Origin of the sequence: Candidatus Flexicrinis affinis (assembly GCA_016716525.1) — a bacterium.
GTDB classification, from domain to species: domain Bacteria; phylum Chloroflexota; class Anaerolineae; order Aggregatilineales; family Phototrophicaceae; genus Flexicrinis; species Flexicrinis affinis.
The window spans coordinates 384,696-402,597 of the sequence record JADJWE010000004.1; the positions used below are offsets into that span (position 1 = coordinate 384,696).

General features: G+C 62.7%; 14 protein-coding genes and 1 pseudogene. 5 read left to right on the forward strand and 10 right to left on the reverse strand.

The features are described 5' to 3' along the window. Nucleotides 1-2 precede the first annotated feature (2 nt). From IPM16_14060 to IPM16_14090, 7 genes are all read right to left on the reverse strand, one after another. A complete protein-coding gene (locus IPM16_14060) occupies nt 3-2,537 on the reverse strand; it encodes a hypothetical protein (protein MBK9124225.1) in 2,535 nt (844 codons plus the stop codon). 163 nt (nt 2,538-2,700) lie between these two features. Next, the gene (locus IPM16_14065) at nt 2,701-3,327 is read right to left on the reverse strand and encodes an ester cyclase (GenBank protein MBK9124226.1); all 627 of its coding nucleotides are present in this window, start codon (nt 3,325-3,327) and stop codon (nt 2,701-2,703) included. Nucleotides 3,328-3,438: 111 nt separating this feature from the next. After that, nucleotides 3,439-3,723: a hypothetical protein gene (locus tag IPM16_14070; protein MBK9124227.1), complete on the reverse strand. Its 285-nt coding sequence runs from the start codon at nt 3,721-3,723 to the stop codon at nt 3,439-3,441. A gap of 67 nt (nt 3,724-3,790) precedes the next feature. Further along, complete coding sequence (locus IPM16_14075) at nt 3,791-5,212, reverse strand: hypothetical protein (GenBank protein MBK9124228.1); 1,422 nt, start codon at nt 5,210-5,212, stop codon at nt 3,791-3,793. After that, nucleotides 5,121-6,314, reverse strand: a complete 1,194-nt coding sequence (locus IPM16_14080; protein ID MBK9124229.1) for an AAA family ATPase — start codon at nt 6,312-6,314, stop codon at nt 5,121-5,123. Before IPM16_14080 ends, IPM16_14075 begins: the two co-directional genes overlap by 92 nt. 52 nt (nt 6,315-6,366) lie before the next feature. After that, the gene (locus IPM16_14085; protein ID MBK9124230.1) at nt 6,367-7,770 is read right to left on the reverse strand and encodes a hypothetical protein; all 1,404 of its coding nucleotides are present in this window, start codon (nt 7,768-7,770) and stop codon (nt 6,367-6,369) included. 123 nt (nt 7,771-7,893) lie between these two features. Beyond that, nucleotides 7,894-8,874 carry an AAA family ATPase gene (locus IPM16_14090; protein MBK9124231.1) on the reverse strand — a complete coding sequence of 327 codons (981 nt, stop codon included), beginning with the start codon at nt 8,872-8,874 and terminating at the stop codon, nt 7,894-7,896. Between the two features lie 187 nt (nt 8,875-9,061). On the opposite strand from IPM16_14090, the gene IPM16_14095 reads away from it, so the two are divergent. Both IPM16_14095 and IPM16_14100 read left to right on the forward strand, forming a co-directional pair. Further along, entirely contained in the window at nt 9,062-9,532 is a 471-nt protein-coding gene (locus IPM16_14095; GenBank protein ID MBK9124232.1) for a disulfide bond formation protein B, read from the forward strand. Further along, nucleotides 9,522-9,992: a cytochrome c gene (locus IPM16_14100; GenBank protein MBK9124233.1), complete on the forward strand. Its 471-nt coding sequence runs from the start codon at nt 9,522-9,524 to the stop codon at nt 9,990-9,992. The genes IPM16_14095 and IPM16_14100 overlap by 11 nt, the downstream gene beginning before the upstream one ends. 191 nt (nt 9,993-10,183) lie before the next feature. On the opposite strand, the gene IPM16_14105 is transcribed toward IPM16_14100, so the two are convergent. Together IPM16_14105 and IPM16_14110 are read right to left on the reverse strand one after the other, a co-directional pair. Next, nucleotides 10,184-11,683 carry an undecaprenyl-phosphate glucose phosphotransferase gene (locus tag IPM16_14105; protein MBK9124234.1) on the reverse strand — a complete coding sequence of 500 codons (1,500 nt, stop codon included), beginning with the start codon at nt 11,681-11,683 and terminating at the stop codon, nt 10,184-10,186. After that, on the reverse strand, nt 11,680-12,639 hold the full coding sequence (locus IPM16_14110) for a glycosyltransferase family 2 protein (protein MBK9124235.1): 960 nt from the start codon (nt 12,637-12,639) through the stop codon (nt 11,680-11,682). The genes IPM16_14105 and IPM16_14110 overlap by 4 nt, the downstream gene beginning before the upstream one ends. 134 nt (nt 12,640-12,773) lie before the next feature. Between IPM16_14110 and IPM16_14115 the strand changes: the two genes are divergently transcribed. The 3 genes from IPM16_14115 (at nt 12,774) to IPM16_14125 (ending at nt 15,940) form a co-directional block, all read left to right on the forward strand. After that, nucleotides 12,774-13,217 (forward strand): hypothetical protein, encoded by a 444-nt coding sequence (locus IPM16_14115; GenBank protein ID MBK9124236.1) that lies wholly within the window; start codon nt 12,774-12,776, stop codon nt 13,215-13,217. 98 nt (nt 13,218-13,315) lie between these two features. After that, nucleotides 13,316-14,137, forward strand: coding sequence for a sugar phosphate isomerase/epimerase (locus IPM16_14120; GenBank protein MBK9124237.1), 822 nt, complete (start codon nt 13,316-13,318; stop codon nt 14,135-14,137). Between the two features lie 1,308 nt (nt 14,138-15,445). Beyond that, nucleotides 15,446-15,940 carry a WD40 repeat domain-containing protein gene (locus IPM16_14125; GenBank protein MBK9124238.1) on the forward strand — a complete coding sequence of 165 codons (495 nt, stop codon included), beginning with the start codon at nt 15,446-15,448 and terminating at the stop codon, nt 15,938-15,940. Between the two features lie 16 nt (nt 15,941-15,956). On the opposite strand, the pseudogene IPM16_14130 reads toward IPM16_14125, so the two are convergent. Next, nucleotides 15,957-17,898, reverse strand: a pseudogene (locus tag IPM16_14130) (hydantoinase/oxoprolinase family protein). Nucleotides 17,899-17,902: the final 4 nt, after the last annotated feature.

Below are 17,902 nucleotides of genomic sequence, written 5' to 3' on the forward strand. Positions count from 1 at the left end.
GGCTAGCCAGTAGCCACAACGGCAGGCGGCTCGCCGGCACGGCCTCGCTCGAGCAGGGCGTACATCATGGCATGCATGTCATCGATCGATTTTCCGGCGACCTCGGCTCTTGCGCGTTCGAGCGCGGCCCCACCGAGCCTCTCACTGAGCGCGCGGAGATTGGCTTCGATGCGGAGCGTGTCCATCTTGAACAACGTGTCATACCCTGACCACTCGGTGATGCATGACAAGAGCAGCAAGCTCTCGTGGTACAACCCGGCACGGAGCAAAATGGAGGCCCCGATGCCCATCCGCTCAGACTTCGTTTGATCTCTGTCGACGGGGTATGCAGCAGACTGTCGAAGGTAGTCGATCGCCCGCGCGATTTCGCCAAGGTCACAACAACACTCCGCAACTCTCATGTGCGTGACGGTATTCTCATAGGGTGCGCCCGTATATTGCGCCACGCGTAGGCCCTCGATGGCGTAGTGCCTCGCCGACTCAATGTTTCCGGTCATCATCGCACAGTTGCTGATCCCAATGTATGCCCATACCATGCGCATCGCATAGTTGAGCCGTTCGGATGCCAGAAGCGATTCTTGGTACATCGAACGGGCAGCGCTGTAATTACCCAACTCGAATTCGAGACCGGCCAGCGCGAAGTACGTATGGGCAAGCGCCCACCTGCTGTTGATCCGAAGCGCCTTTGCGTGCGACGTATCGAACCACGGTCGCGCATCATTCGGTCGGTGCATGTCAAGAAGGGACCATCCAGCCAAATAGGCATGGACGCACATTCCCCAATCGTCGCCGAGTTCGTCCGCGATATTGTAGCCCTCAACATGGTTGACATAGCGTCGCGCGGGGTCATCGCGGAGGACTCCGTTGCCGTAGATCGCATGAGCGAATGGGAGCACGTCACGGGCGCCTAGCCGCTTGATCATGTTAAGGCAGCGCGTGGCCGTCTCATCTTCCCGAGAATTCTGTCCCAGATACATGGCCAACTCGGAACGTGCCCCCAGCAGTTTACCGAGGGCGAGACTATCCGGCCCGTCAATGGCCGCAATCGCCGCGTCCAGAACACGCGCCCCTTCGTAGAGCAATCCACGAATGGTGTAGTAGTTCCAGATATCGGTGAAAGGCAGAAGGGCTTCCGGCGTTGCGACCACGATGGCGTTCTCGAAAGCGACGGCAATGTTGTCGTATTCCGCGTGGAGGTGGGCCAGCGCGTTGATCTCGTCTGTCCGGAGCGCAGTCGTCCATGTTTCGGTGTACGCGGCGAAGTAGGTGCGATGTGCGTCGCGCACACGGGCCGTCTCCCCCGCTCGATCCAACGCATCGGCCGCGTACTGACGCAGGAGTTCGTGGATGCTCAGACGGCCGGTTTCCGGGTCCTTCCAAAGCAGCGCCTTGCCAACCAGAGCGTTGATGTCCCGTGGCGCCGCGCCGGCGACATGTTTTGCGGCGTCGGAAGTGAAGCCGCCGCGGAACACCGACAGGGCTGCGAACGTCCTGCGCTCCTGCTCCGAGAGATGCGCCCACGTCGTTTCGAATACCGCGCGAATGCTGCGCAGGCGATCAGGCACATCACGGAGCTCCGTACTCAGAAAGTCGGCGCTGCGTTCGATTTCGCCGATGATTTCGGTGAGTGACATCGAACTGACCCAAGCGGCGGCCAACTCGATCGCCAGCGGCATGCCTTGAGCCAGCCTACAGATCGCGGCGATTTCGCGCTCGGACACGATGAAGCGCGGATCAGCGTGAAGCGCAGACTGCACGAACAACTCCACCGCGCCGTATTCGCGGAGATCGCGCTCGGCCTTGGCCGAGGGATAGTGAAGGCCGTTGATGGGAAATACAGTCTCGGCGGTCAAGTCAAGCCGCTCGCGTGAGGTCACCAGCGCCTTGAGTTTCGGTGCGGCCTGCAGCAGGGCGGTCAACATGCCGCCTGCGTCGAGAACGTGCTCGAAATTGTCGAGTACGAGCAGAACGTGCTTATTGGCGAAGAACGCGCATGCCTGTTGGAACGGTAAGCGGCCATCCTGCATGCGCGGCACGCCGGCGTAGCTAACGACTGCTTCGATCACGTCGTCCGGTTTGTCGACCTGCGCCAACGGGACAAAGAAGACTCCATCAGGGAAGAGGGCAAGCGCGCTTTGCGCGGCATCGAGCACAAGCCGCGTCTTGCCCATCCCGCCCGGCGCGGTCACCGTCAGGAGGCGGTTGTTGGCGTCGACCAACCATCGACTGAGGGCTTCGAGTTCGCCGATACGCCCGACAAACGGGGTGAGTTGAGTTGGCAGGTTGTGGGGCGGTATCTTCGTGCTTTCGGGGTTTTCAAGCCATCCGAGCGATTTCGCACGGGCGACCGCTTGCCTGCGGTTCTTGACGCCGAACTTCTGGTAGATTTGCCGGTTGTATGTCTTGACGGTGGAGACGGCGAGATGGAGGCGTGCTGAAATCTCTTGGTCGCTCAAGCCCTCGGCGATCAGCGCGAGGATTTGTCGTTCGCGACCGGTTAGCGGTTCGAACATGGAGGACATGGAGTCGGTGACCATCGACCTCCCTCGACTGTTTATCTCATTATGTTGAAACTGCAAAAGCGCGCAAGTAGTCTGGCGCGTATTCTGTTCGATTTGGATGTCCAGACGGTGGCGCACACAAACAGGGCGGCGTGTCGCGCACCACGCCGCCCTGTTCTGCCCTGTTCGAGGCAGTGCCCTAGGGATATTGTGCAAACGCGGGCTGGCTGTCAGCCTCGATACCCCCTCGCATACCGATTTCCGGGTCGTAGCACGAGTCGTCCGTCAGCTTGATCCCCCGCCGCGGATCGTTGGCGCGGGTCTGGAAGATCAGCCCCGCGAGGTCCATCTCCACCCACGCCTCGACCGGTCGGCCGCCCTCGAAGCGGAAGACGCCGATGCCGTCCATCTGCGACGCGTTACATGTGGCGTCCACGCCAAAGAACGTGTCCTGATGCCGGCCGCTATAGGTGACCATCATGATGAGGTGATCGCCGGCGACCATGAACTTATTCGTGGTCTGACGCAGGTCCGGGAACGAGCCGTACAGCGAGTCGAAGTAGTCCTTCCAGCCCTCGCGGTCGAGGTCGGGCGACAGTGGCATGTGCGCCACGAAATCGTCGGCAAACAGGTTATCGGCCAAGCTGAGGTCGGGCGTATTGAATATGGCGTCGAGCGATTGGACGAAATCGGATGCCATATCGTCGGTCAGGCCGGCGCTGAAGGCCGGCGGCTGCTGTGCGTATGTACCCACACCGAAGGCCAGAACGGCGGCGAAAGCGATCGTAAGTACGGCAATGGAAACGGGCTTGCGGTGCGCGTTCATGGTCTCTCTCCCTTTGAGTGAAGGCAAGGCGGTCAGGTGGTCTGCGTCGGGATGGTGCGAGTCGTAGCTCAGAACAACGGATGTATAGGCTTTCGGATGGCCGTGACGAGGCTAGGGTTCGCGTGCAAACCCCGGCACCAGATGGTTACCTTCGGAGCCGGCGTGGGTTGTTGCGACGTTCCCATTGACCAGCGAATTCTCGGCGGACGTGTTGGCCGACCCTTGATCGTCGGGCTGAGCGGCGGCATCTGCGGCGGCCGTGTCCTCGACCACGGTCATGTTGGTCGCAAACTGCGGCCCGAACTGAACCAGCAGCCCGCCGATGATCAGCAGGATCAACATGACGACGATGAACAGGTTGTTGTTTGCGCGGTGGTGGTTCGTTTGGGTGTGCATTTCGCCCTCCCCGGGTTGCTGCGTGCGATAACCACACGATACCGGCGAGGAGGGAGGGGAGTCACCGTCAGTCAGGGAGGGTAGAAGGAGGGTGGAAGGAGGGAGAGTCGAGGATGGCGTGCAGTTCAGCCTCGAGTTCGTCGAGGGATTTTCGGCGAGCGGCCTCGGCGATTTCTTCGTATCGCGCGTCGCCGAGCAGATGCCGACACTGGTCGAGTTCACTGTCGATCATTCGCTGCTCCACTAAGAGCAACTGGTTGAAGATAGGTTCTATGCGAACAATCGTCAGCAGTCGTGCAGCCTGTTCCGGCAGCTCCGCACGCAGCAAAAATGCACCGCCGGCACGAAGCCGAACGTGCTTGTCGATATGCCCATCGATGTCGAAGGGGCGCGCAAGGTTGAGGTAGTCGGCTGCCTTCGCAAGGTCTCCATCCGCAGTGTATGCCATGGCAGAGGCAGCGAGTGACGTGAGCTCAAGCGGCAGCATACCCATGTAGCGCGAAGTTCTCAGCATTTCAGCAGCATAATGCTTCGCGCTGTCGATATGCCCGGTCTGCAGCGCAAGGACGAACAACCCATATTCGCTCCAGATGACGCGCTCTCGGATACCTATCCGCTGCGACGCATCGAGCGCCATCTCAAACCAATGCCGTGCAACCTCGACATCACCGTCTGCTTGCGCCAAGTGGGCAATATGGTTGTACGTATGCGACAACGTGAACAAGTCGTTCGGATGACCCAGTCGCCTCGCGCGATTGATCCACGACCGTGCTTCGTCTTGGCGGCCAAGTGCGTACAGGGTGTGCGAATAGCGGTTAGCAATGATCGTCATCATCCACGTGTCGGCCGCACGTTCGGCGAGTTCGTACGCCTCTTCGCACACGGCACACTCTGCCTCGAGATCGCCCCGCAGAGCAGAGTTCAGGTAGTTAATAAGCGCGAGAGGCGCATACTGCTCGGCAGCAAGGCGGCGAAACATCTCAATCGCGCGGAGTGCGGCATGCGCCTGATTGGTCCGGTCATAGCTGTAGCCGTAGATCTCGGCACGCGCAGTTAGAACCCGAGCGAGTTCGACGCTGTCCGCGCCTCCTAAGGCCTCAATGGACGCATCCAACAGCCTCGCGCCGTCTTCCAAGTATCCCCGGATGGTGAAGTAGTTCCACACCTCGGTAAACGGTCGGATCGCCTCCGGCGTCGCGATCTTTATCGCCGCCTCGAACGCACGCACCATGTTGTCGTACTCGTGGTCGAGGTGGTCGAGCGCGTTTAGCTGGTCGTCCCGCAGCGCATGCGACCACCTGTCGGTGTATGCGGCAAAGTGGATACGATGGGCATCGCGGACACTCGCCGCCTGACCGCTGGATTCCAGCGCCTCCTCCGCGTACTGGCGCAGCAACTCATGGATACTCAGTCGGCCAGTCTGCGCGTCGCGCCAGAGCAGCGCCTTGCCGACCAGCGACGCGATAACAGGCCGGCCTACGCCGGTCACCCAGCGCGGCCTCCTGTGTACACCCGCCGCGAAAGACCGACATCGCGGCGAACGCACTGCGCTCCGGTTCGGTCAGCCGCGCCCACGTCGACTCGAATACGGCACGAATACTGCGCATGCGCTCCGGTATGTCGCGGGCGTCGGTATAGAGGACATCGGCGCTGCGTTCGATTTCCGCCGCAATTTCGGCCGGCGTCATCACGCTGACCCACGCGGCGGCTAGTTCGATCGCCAGCGGCATACCCTGCACGAGGCGGCAGACGCGCGCGATTTCTTCGGGCGGTGCAGCGAAACGCGCGTCGGCGCGCTGTGCCGACTGCACGAACAGCTGCATCGCGCCGTATTCTCTTTGTTCGTGGTCGCCCGCGGCCTCTGGAAAATCGAGACCGCCGAGCGGATAGACCGTCTCGGCGCTCAGGTTGAGCCGTTCGCGCGATGTCACCAGCACCTTGAGGGCGGGCGCGGCCTTCAGCAGCTCGACCACCGAGTCGGCCGCATCGAGCACGTGTTCGAAATTGTCCAGCACGAGCATGAGGTGCTTATTGGAGAGGAAGTCGCACAACTGCTGCAGCGGCGTGCGTCCATCCTGCATCGCAGGGCAGCGCACAGCCGCTATGATGTGCGTGAGTACGGAATCGGCGGCCGAGACGGGGGCCAGCGTGACGAAGTACACGCCGTCCCGAAACACCCTCAACGCGTGCTGTGCGACGGCAAGCGCAAGCCGCGACTTGCCCATACCGCCCGGAGCAGCGACCGTGAGCAGCCGACTGTCGGGATCGGACATCCAGTGACTGAGCGTTTCCAGATCTCCGATGCGGCCGATGAATGGAGTTAACGCGGTCGGCAGGTTGTGGGGCGGAGTGTCGTGATCGAGCGGCGCCTCGAACAGTCCAAGCGCACTGGCGCGCTCGGCCGCCTGTTTGCGATTCTCGACGCCGAGCTTCTGGAAGATTTGCCGGTTGTACCACTTGACGGTGGTGGGACTGAGGTGAAGGCGTGCAGCAATCTCGCGGTCGGAGAGGTCTTCGCCGAGAAGCGCGAGGATTTCCCGTTCGCGGTCGTTCAGCGAATCGAATACGTTGGAAGTGCGACCTGTTGGCATCGACCTCCCTCGGCTGTCTTTCTCATTATGTCGAATCTACCGAATCGTGCAACTACTGCACGAACGGCGGTGAGTTCAGAATCGCGTACAGTTCGGCGTGCAGTTGTTCGAGCGACTTCTTGCTTGCGGCTGTGGCGATTTCCTCGTATCGCGCATCACCGAGCTGGTTGCGGCATGTCTCAAGCCCGGCGCTGACGCGACTATGATCTAGCGCGGTCAGCTGTGCGTATTCTGGCTGGTTCCGTACAACGGACAGTATTCCAGTCGCCTCACGCGCGAAACCGGCAAGCGCAATCAGCACGCCGCCGGACTGCAATCGGGTGACCATACTCAACGTGCTGTCGTAGCGTGCATTGGCTGCTTCACGCATGTACTCCGCAGCCTCTTCGAACGCGCCGAGTTCGCCACAGGCATCAGCGACCGCGAGGAGACACGCACACACCAGATCGGGCGCTCCAACCGAGCGCGCATTCTTAAGGAAATCCAGCGCATATCGTTTTGCGCTCGCCCCATCGTTGGAACGCAGCGACATCTCATACAGCCGGTAGAGAGACCAGAAAACAAAGTGACGGAAGCCGATGTGGGTTGCGAGTCCAACCGTCTCCTCGAAGAACCGGCGTGCCGCAACCAGATTCGCTTCGGCAAGCGCCTGATGACTTAACGCATAGGCGGCATGACATTGAAGCCATGGATTCCGTAACTGCTGTGCCAACCTATGTGATTGCGCTGTCCACTCTCTGGCCTCATCGATTCGATTGAGGTCGCGCAATCTGAATCCGACAATCTGGGATGAATAAGCCACTTCAAATATGTCACCGCAACTTTCCGCAATACGCACGGCTTCAAGCGTCACTTCGAGCTGTCCAGCGGCATTGCCTCGCATTGTCTTGCCGAACTCGGCCAGTGCCGCGGGAAGCTCGCACGTCTCGTCGATAGCACGAAGCACTGCAATTGCCCGCGTAGCGTGAACTCTATGGGTGTCGGAGTCATAAAGATAGTAGGCAAGCGCCGCGCGGCCGTAAAGCAACCTTCCGAGAGCGATGCTGTCGCGCCCATCCATTGCCGTGATCACAGCGTCAAGTAAACGTGCACCATCATGAAGACGGCTTCGGATCGCGAAGTACTTACAAAACCCCGTAAACGGCAGAATCGCCTCGGGCGTCGCGATGTCGGTTGCCGCTTCGAACGCACGCACGATGTTGTCGTACTCTTGGTCGAGGTGGTTTAGCGCGTTGAGTTGGTCGTCGCGCAGAGCCAGCGACCATTTGTCGGTGTATGCGGCAAAGTGGATACGATGGGCATCGCGGACACTCGCCGCCTGACCGCTGGATTCCAGCGCCTCCTCCGCGTACTGGCGCAGCAACTCATGGATACTCAGTCGGCCAGTCTGCGCGTCGCGCCAGAGCAGCGCCTTGCCGACCAGCGACGCGATAACAGGCCGGCCTACGCCGGTCACCTGAAGCGCGGCCTCCTGTGTACACCCGCCGCGAAAGACCGACATCGCGGCGAACGCACTGCGCTCCGGTTCGGTCAGCCGCGCCCACGTCGACTCGAATACGGCACGAATACTGCGCATGCGCTACGGTATGTCGCGGGCGTCGGTATAGAGGACATCGGCGCTGCGTTCGATTTCCGCCGCAATTTCGGCCGGCGTCATCACGCTGACCCACGCGGCGGCTAGCTCGATCGCCAGCGGCATGCCCTGTACCAGACGGCAGATGTACGCGATGTCTTCATCGTGGCCTGCAAAGTGCGGGTCTGCGCGCTGGGCCGACTGCACGAACAACTGCACCGCGCCGTATTCGCCGAGGTCGCTCTCGGTGCCGGTCGTAGGGTATTGCAGGCCGCTGATGGGATAGACAGTCTCGACGCTGAGGTTGAGGCGTTCGCGCGACGTGACCAGCACCTTGAGGGCGGGCCCGGCTTGAAGCATCGCCGTCACGAGGTCTGCCGCATCGAGCAGATGCTCGAAGTTGTCTAGCACGAGCAGGAGGCGCTTGTTGGAGAGATAATCGCAGATTTGCTGCAATACGGATCGCTCGCTCGCAATTCGTGGTACGCCAACTTGCGCTGCGACTGCGCCGACGACATCATCCGGTTTCGTGATGGGGGCCATTGGGACGAAGAACACGCCGTCAGGGAAACGGGTCAGTGCCCGTTGTGCCGCCGCAATGGCAAGGCGCGACTTGCCCATGCCACCGGGTGCGGTGACAGTGAGTAAGCGGTTGGATGGATCGGTGGTCCATCGGCCAAGCCAGTCCAGTTCGTCGACGCGACCAATGAATGGAGTTAACGCGGTCGGCAGGTTGTGGGGCGAAGCGTCGTGATCGGGCGGCGCCTCGAGCAAGCCGAGCGCACTGGCGCGCTCGGCCGCCTGTTTGCGACTTTCGACGCCGAGCTTTTGGAAGATCTGCCGGTTGTACCACTTGACGGTGGTGGGACTCAGGTGAAGACGCGCCGCAATCTCGCGGTCGGAGAGGTCCTGTTCCAGCAGCGACAGGATCTCTAGCTCGCGTGGGTGAAGCGGCTCAATCGGCGTGCGCATATCGGCGGCGGTCATAGAGTCATCCTCCGCACCTACTACATATTGTCGCCAAATGAGGTGGGTTTACAACCTGCTGCGGATTCCAGCATCATGTGCCACGTGTCGCATCCGATTGTGACGCGTATCACTTGGCAAGGCCCATGCGTCCACGTATCATAGGCGCGTCAACGCCCATTTTTGGTAGAGTGCAGGACGAAACCCCATGAGCGACATCACCGCCCCGACAGCCCCTACCGGCCTCCGTGCCGTATTCGCCCGCTTCACCTTTTTGCATCTTGCGTGGGTGCAGGCCGCGGTCGCGATGGCCGGCAGCTTGTATTTCAGCGAGATCGCCCGCTATGTGCCGTGCAGCTTGTGCTGGTATCAGCGCATCGCCATGTACCCGCTGGTGGCGATCCTCGGCGTTGGCATTTTGCGCCGCGACCCCAAAGTGAAGTGGTACGCGCTGCCGCTGAGCATCATTGGGATGGGCATTTCGCTGTTCCACTCGGCCATGCAGTACGGTCTGATTCCGGCGACCGCGTGCTCGGCGGTCGAGTCGACGAGCTGCACCATCGGTTGGCTGAACTGGCTCGGCTTCATCGAGATTCCGCTGCTGGCGTTTGTCGCCTTCGCCGTGATCACCCTGTCACTGTTCCTGTATCAGCCGGCGGTTGCTGCGGATGAGGCGTAAGCTCGTCATCTTCGCCATCGGGTTGGCCGTGACAGCATCGCTCGTAGGCTGCCGGCCCTCCCTCGCAGAAATTCACCAGACGGAGACCGCCGCGCCGACACGGACACCGCGCTTCACGCCCGGGCCGCGCACGCCCACGCCCATCCCGCCGACCGACGTGCCGATCCCGCCCGAACAGCGTGGCGAAATCCTGTTTCGCGGGCAGGGCGCGTGCCTGAGCTGTCATACCGTTGACGGCAGCGAGAACCCCAACGGCCCGTCGGCAGTCGGCATGGTCGAGCGGATTCAGGCGCGTGAGCCCGACGCGGACATCCGCGAGCTGCTGCGACACGCGATTGTCGATACCAACGCGTTCATTTTGGAGCCGTACCGGGGCGATCTGATGCCGACCAATTTCGGCGAGATCTTCACCGACGAACAGCTCAACGACATCATCACGTACATCCTGTCGATTCAGTAGGCGGCCGATTTAGCCTCAGTGACGGTCGTTGAGGCCGACGGGGTGGCGGTGAGAGGACAGGCTGCGGGCAACCCAGCGGGTCGCCCCTACATGGCTTTCTGTGTGCTCAGTGCCCTCTACGGTTCAATCATTTGGCACGGACGTGCCGCGACTTTTCCTGACGACTGACGTCTGGAAACTGTGCACTTCCCTCAGTACGCGTTGGGGCTGCTGCGGGTAATGGTCTGCCATGCCGTGCGGATGATGATCTTGGTGTCCAGCCACAGCGACCAGTTCTCGACGTACCACAGGTCGTAAGCGGTGCGGTCGCTGATCGACGTGTCGCCGCGCAAGCCGTTGACCTGCGCCCATCCGGTGAGGCCGGCCTTCTCGCGGTGACGTTCCATATAACGCGGGATTTGCTCGCGGAACTTCATGACCCACTCGGGGCGTTCGGGGCGCGGGCCGACGATGCTCATGTGGCCGAGCAGAATGTTGATGAGCTGCGGCATTTCGTCCCAGTTGGTGCGCCGCATGAAACGGCCGATGTTGGTCACGCGCGGGTCGTTCTCTACAGTCCAGCCCGGGCCGCTGGCCTCGGCGTCGATGCGCATCGAGCGGAACTTGATCATCGGGAATGGGCGGCCATCGAGACCCATGCGGGGTTGTGTGTAGAACACGTCGCCCTTCGAGTCGCGTTTGATCAGAAACGCGGTCAGCAGCAAGAACGGCGACAGCAGGATCAAGCCCGCAACCGCCCCAACGATGTCCATCGCACGCTTTGCGCTCAACTTCCAACCACGCATGGCGATGTCGCGCACGGTCAGCAGCGGCGTACCGCCGAGGTCGTCGACGTTCAGATCGCCGGCCATGTACGCGAAGATGTCCGGCAGTACCTTGATGTCGACGCGCCCGCGCTGGCACCGGACGACGAGATCGGGCACTTCCTGCCGCCGTCCATCCGGCAGCGCGATGATGACCTGCTCAATCTGGTACTTGTCGATGATCGTGGGAAGGTCGTCGTAGGTACCGAGGAACGGGACGCCGGGCGTCTTTTCGCGCGGGTCGGCTTCGCGGTCGACCGCGCCGACCAGGTTATACCCCAGCTCGGGCCGGTGGTGGATACTGTGCATCAGGTCGCCAGCCGTCTTGCTGCTTCCCACGACGAGCAGGTTGTCGGCGGTGATCTTCGCGCGGCGCAGCCGGTTGATGACCTGCCGGTGGAGTTCGCGCCCGACCACAACGAGGACCAGACTGTACAGCCACACGTAGAGGAACATCGTGCGCGGATAATCGACTTCCAGCAGCGTGTTTCGCAAGAACAGGTCTTGGATGCCGCTGACCAGAACCGTGCCGAGCGTGACGACGCCGACCACGTTGCGCGCCATGTCGAAGCGGCTGAACGTTCGCCGTTGATGATACAGCCGCACGCTGTAGAACATCAGCAGGATCACGATCAAGTTGAGCGCGAGTATCGGCAGGTAGCGGTCGAACGTCGGGAACAGGTCGGGGTTCGTATCGAGTGTGAGCCGGCGCGTTTCATAGCCGAGCAGGAAGCCGATCGACAGCGCTGCGCCGTCCAGAACGACCAGCAGCGCCGACAGGACTCGTTTGATGCGCGCCGACTGCTGCGTGTTGACGACGCGCGGCGTACCACCGTTGGGCCAGCGCGGGAGCGAAGGCGGCTTGAAGATCGGGGCGGGCGCGCTCATCGCAGCGCCTCCGGTTCCGGTTCGGGTGAAATGGCTGGCAGGGGGTGCGGCGTCGGGACCAGCGGCGACGGTGTGCGAACTTCGCGCAAGAGCGGTGACCCGCCTTTGGCAGCCACCGCCGCCAACACGAGCAGATGCACCGGCAGCGCGGTCTGCCGCCGGAAGTGTTTGCGGTAGAAGATCAGCATCGCACGGTAGAACTCGAATTTGGCCTTCGCGCTGCGCCGGCCCACGGTACCCTTGAGGTGCAGCAGATGATGCGCGCCAACGTACATCACGCGCCAGCCAGCCTGCTTGGCGCGGAAGCACCAGTCGAGGTCTTCGCCGTACATGAAGAATGTCTCGTCCATCAGGCCGATCTGTGTCAGGCACTCGCGCCGGACGAGCGTGAACGCGCCGACGACCGAGTCGACGTCATACGTCCCGAGCGGGTCTTTGAACGTGAGGTTATAGCGCGCGAACCGCGGGCTGTCGGGAAAGCGCTTGGCGAGGCCGCTGAAGTGGGTAAAGGCGACCCACGGTGTCGGAAAGCTGCGCCGGCACGCCAGATCGAGCGACCCGTCGGCTTGCAGCAGGCGCGGCCCGCTGATTCCGACATCCGGGTTGGCGTCCATGAACTGCACCATCGCCGGCAGCGTGCCGGGTGGCGTTTCGGTGTCCGGATTGAGCAGCAGCACGTAACGCGGCGCGTCGGCCGATACGCCATCCTCGCGGAAGCCCAACCAGCGCAAACCGTGGTTGTTGGCGATGCTGAACCCGCCGTTGGTGTCGCTGGCGATGACGTGCGCCTGCGGGAATTCGCGCTGGACCATGCCGACACTGTCGTCCGGCGAGGCGTTGTCGACCACGACGACGCGGATCGACAAGTCGCCGGTGTTTTCGAACAGAGTGTGCAGCGCCCGCCGCAGTTGGTCGACGGTGTTGTAATTGACGATGACGATACCGAGGTCGGTCATAAACGCGTGCAGATGGCGGCCGTGTGTGCGAAATTATAGCACAGCGCCTTAGCGTGCCCTGCAAGTGACGCCCGCCCTACGGCTCGATGTTACGGTATTGGAATGACGCCCTACCTCAATCGGAGCATCCCGACATGACCGAGACAACCCGCTGCGCAGAGTGCGGCACGATCCTTGCCGAGGGCGTGGCCTGCGCCGATCACTTCCATCAGATGCTGGCGTGGGAGCAGATGTACGGCTTAGGGCAAGCCCATCACCTGCTGGTCGCCAGCTATCACGCACAGCATCCGAGCTTACTCTCACGCGAGGGGTTGGCGGCGATGCACGATCTGCTGCGGCGGTTCGTGATCGACGGCGAGGCACCGTCAGACGTGCGGCGCACGATGCGCGACGATGTGGCATCGGGCAACCGCAATTACCCGATTACGGCGCGGCCCGGCAATGTCGGCGCGTATGCGACTCGCCCGCCGTGGACGATGTCCGCCGGGGACGTGGTGGCCGGCGGCATCGGCGACTTTATCGAAAACGTCGAACGATGGGCGGCATCGATCGTCGAGGCGCTCGCCAAACCTGACTAACCTCACCCGCTGTTTGTGTCCTGTGTCGGCTGACGTCATACGGCCGACGGGTATAATGGATGCATGTCTTACTTACGGCTAAAGAGGTTAGATCACCGATGAAGATTGCCATTCAGCACCACTTGCTTCCCGGCTCGTCATTGACCGAACAGTTCCAGCACGCCGCAGAGTTCGGGTTCGACGGCGTCGAACTCACCGCATGGGGCCTGCCGTTTGTCGAGTTCGGCACGTTCAGCGATCACACCCATGCGGTCAGCGCGGCGATTCGCGTCTCGCACCTGCCGGTCTCCAGCCTGTGCAGCATGGCGAAGGACGACCTTGTCCACGCCGACCCCGCCGAGCGGGCGAGCCGTCTCGACGGGTTGGTGAACGCGCTGCACTATGCCGACACGCTTGGCGCGGCCGGCGTGATCGCGCTGCCGCTGCGCAAGCAGTTCCCCGTGCCTGACCTGTCGCCCATCGGCGACGCGCAGCAGCTTTCCGAACAGCTTCTCGTCCACGCGCTCAAGGAAGCGATTCGTCAAACGCCAGACGCCAAATCGTTGATTCTGCTCGAACCGCTGAACCGGTACGAGACTCCGTACCTCAAGACGCTGGCGCACGCGGCGGCCATCTGTAAAGCGGTCGGCAGCCCGCGCGTGAAGATCATGGCCGACCTGTTCCACATGGTGCTCGAGGAGAAAGACCTGCCCGCCGCGCTGGCCGACAACGCCGCGCTGATCGGGCACGTGCATCTGGCCGATAGCAACCGTCAACTGCCGGGGCAGGGCCACACCGACTTCACGGCGTGCTTCAAGGCGCTGCGGTCTGCCAACTACGACGGTTGGTTCGCGCTCGAATGCGGCGTGACCGGCAAGCTCAACGAGGTCCTGCCGGCCACCGTCAAGCACCTGCGGGCCTGCTGGGACGCGGCTCAGTAAGGAACTCTGCAAAGGGCTTTCGCCCTCTGCACTCCCGTAGCTGCGCCAGCACGCCGTCAGCGGCGTGCTGGCGCGTTAGCGAGGTGCAGGCGGCAGGGCCTGCTGCCCGGGGTATGGGCCACAGAGCTACTCGCCGTCCGATTGCATGGTGGGCTTTTCACACGTGATCGACAAGCACGCATACAAGGATGGACGGCGCTGGTTCTGGACGACACTTACGTATCAGGTAAATGACAACTACGCACCTGACAGCCATTGGTTCTGCGACATTGCAGGATAGGATTCCAATGATGAGCAAGAACACCGTAGGGATGTCACTGTTCGAGAGGAAAATTCTGCTCCTGGTCGGGGGGTCCCGAGTCCCAGTTCCTACGTGAGCCTTTACTCGTTGCTAGCCCCGATGGTTCGAAGATCATCGTCGTTGAACAGACGGCCTCTGGATTCTCAACGTTACGAATTGTCGAAGCCGCAACCGGTTGGGTTCTTGCTCAAGCCGAGGAGATTGGCTACGTTGGAGTTGCCGCCTGGGCACCTGACAGCCAAGGGGGGGGGGGGGGCGGTTTTTTGGGGGCGTGGGGGGGGGGGGGGGGGGGGCGTGCGGGGGGCACCAGTCCATTGCTGAATCCGGCGATCCGGCGAACGCCCCGGCGGCAGGCGCGGGGGGGGGTGGTCGCAAGCGGCATCTTCTGGTGGACACGAGGGGCGGCGCTGAGAGGCGATGGTCTTGGAGGCGGATGTGCGGGACCGCGATGCGGCAAGCACCTGTTGATGCAGAACATCGCTCGCTTTCCACGGCTGACTGGCTGTGGGCAGACGGAGGATATCGGGGGGGGTGGGTCCCCGGGGGAGAGGGGGGGGGGGGCGTGACGGTCGACATCGTGCTGCGTCCGGACACGGGCTTCGACTTGCGCGGCCTGGGGGTGGAACAACGTTCAGCTGGCTCGGCAACAGCCGCCGTCTCAGCAAGGATTACAGTACTTCTTGTCCAGCAGCACCTATGTCTGAATGCCGCCTCACCCTGACCTTTTCAAATGGCCTCTTAGATAGTGTAGCTGAACAAGCAATGGGTGAAAGCCAAATATATAGCATTGGTAGAGTAGCTTGGAGCCCCGAGGGAGACCGTGTCGCAGCTTCAATCGGCAGCCTAATCTTTGTGTGGAGTGTATCAGGGCAGTATCTTACCCATATTCTGAATGGAGCTTACTTAACGCCACTTCAGGAAGTCGACTACGGGGGTCCCTAAGCGATCTTTCCTGGCCTGACACTTCACGTATCATTTTCTCTTCTTCGAAAAGTGGCATAACGGTTGTGTACTCACTCGAGGACGAACACGTTGCACGCCTGTTCCAGCCAGATCCAGTGAGCGTGTATGGTCCGACTACGACCAGTACTGCGCTCTCCAATTCGCGCACGCGCTACGCGGTTGCGGAACGGTACGCCAATCGAGTCTACATCTGGGACATTGAAAGCAGCGCAGGCGTCGAGGACGACTTCTGGGCGGAACCGAACTCAACCGTCTTCGAGGGATACGGTGAAGTGGACGTGCAGGCGATTGCGTGGCGGCATGACGATGCGGTCGTCGCCAGCCTGAGCGAAGACTTCAAGCTGCGGTTCTGGGACCCGAACACCGGCCAGCAATACGCAGAGACGACGCTGCCGCCGGATGCGTCGACCAACCAGATCGTATGGTCGGCGGACGGGTCGGAGATTTTGTACGTCACGATGGACGCAGAGTTGGAGTCTGTGCCGGTGTCGGGGCTGTCCGTGCCACCGCCGAGCACACCGACTCCCGCGGGGCAGTGAGCGTAACCGCCCAAATTCACCGTTCGAGGAACAGCAGGCCGTATCCGTCCACATACGCCCGCCAACCGGCAGGGACGTACGTCGTGGCGTCAAGCTGCGCGACCAGCGCCGGGCCGTCGAAGCGTATGCCGGGTGTGAGGTCGGCACGCTCGTACACGCCGCCTTCGAGGTCGCGCGGGACCGGCTCTTCCCACGCGAATTTCGGTGCGTCGATCGCCCCGATACCGCGCGCCCGCAGGGTCACGATCTGGCACGCGCGGTTCGGGAAGGCGTGCCCGTAGGCCGCCCGATGCGCCTCGTGAAAGCGCTCCGCCAGCGCCGCCCCGTCGGACGTAAACGGCACGCTCAGCTCATACGCCTGTCCGATGTAGTGCATTTCGGCGGTGACGGTCAGCGTCTGGCGCTGCGGCGCGATGCGCTCGAGCGTCAGTTCGGCCACGCAGTCGGACGTCAACGTATCGGCTTCGGCTTGCAGGTCGGGATAGGACTGCGCCGGGTTCGATCGGCTGCATGACCGAGCGCGCACGGGTGACCTCGATGCGGGCCAGCAGCAGTCCCAGCGCGCACAGCACGCCGGGGCTGGGCGGGATAATCACGCGGCGAATGCCCAGACGTTCGGCGATCTCGCAGGCGTGCAGGCCGCCGGCCCCGCCGAACGCCATAAGCGCGAACCGGCGTGGATCATGCCCGCGCGCCACGCTCACCCGCCGTACCGCGCGCTCGATGTTGGCGTTAGCGACCTCGATCACGCCCTGCGCGGCCTCTTCCGCCGTTCGCCCGAACTGCGCGCCGAGGTCGGTCAGCACCTGTCGCGCGGCGTCCGCGTCGATACGCATCTGCCCGCCGAGGAAGCGCGCCGGATCGATGCGGCCCAGCACGACGTTGGCGTCGGTGACGGTCGGCAGCGTGCCCCCACGCCCATAGCACACCGGCCCGGGCTGTGCCCCTGCCGATTCCGGCCCGACGCGCAGCGCGCCGCCCGCGTCCAGTCGCGCGATCGAACCGCCGCCCGCGCCGACTGTCTCGATGTCGAGCATCGGGATTTGCAGCGGCAGGCCGTCGATCTGGGCGTCACGCCGAAGCTGCACGTCGCCCGGAACCAGCGCCACGTCGGTCGACGTGCCGCCCATGTCAAGCGTGATGATGTTGGCGATGTGGCGCAGTTTCGCCAGATGCAGCGCCCCGATCACGCCGGCAGCCGGGCCGCTGAGCGCGGTCTGCACGGCTTCGGTCGAGACGCGCGCCGCGCGCATCACGCCGCCGTCGGAGCGCATCACGCGCAGCGGGGCGGGGATGGCGTTCGCCAGCGCCTTGACGTAGCGCGACATCACAGGGCGGACATACGCCTCCATCACCGTCGTGCTGGCTCGTTCGTACTCGCGGAATTCCGGCAGCACCTCGCACGAGAGGGCGACCGGGAACGACTCGCCGAACGCGGCGCGCAGGCGCTCGCCGACGGCCTGCTCGTGCGCCGGGTTGACGAAGCTGTGCAGCAGGCAGACGGCAACAGCCTCGACCTTGAGCGCCGCGAGCTGCGCGATCACGCGGTCCAGCGCATCGACGTCGAGCGGCGTCAGCACGGCCCCGGTGTAGTCAAGCCGTTCGACGACCTCGAACGCCCGCGCGCGCGGAACGAGCGGCGGCGGGATGACCGGATGCAGCGCGTACAGGTCGGGCCGTTCCTGCCGCCCGATTTCAAGCAGGTCACGGAAGCCAGCCGTCACAAGGAATGCGACCCTGGCGCCCTTGCGTTCGAGGATGGCGTTGGTGGCGACGGTCGATCCGTGGGCGACGCTTTCAACACCGCTCAGGTCGCCGCCGGTGACGTCGGCGATGCCGTGCAGCATGCCGCGCGAAGGATCGTCAGGCGTGCTGCTCAGCTTGTGAATCCGCAGTGCGCCGTCTTCGAGGACGACGATGTCGGTGAACGTCCCGCCGATGTCTACGCCGATGTGCATGGGG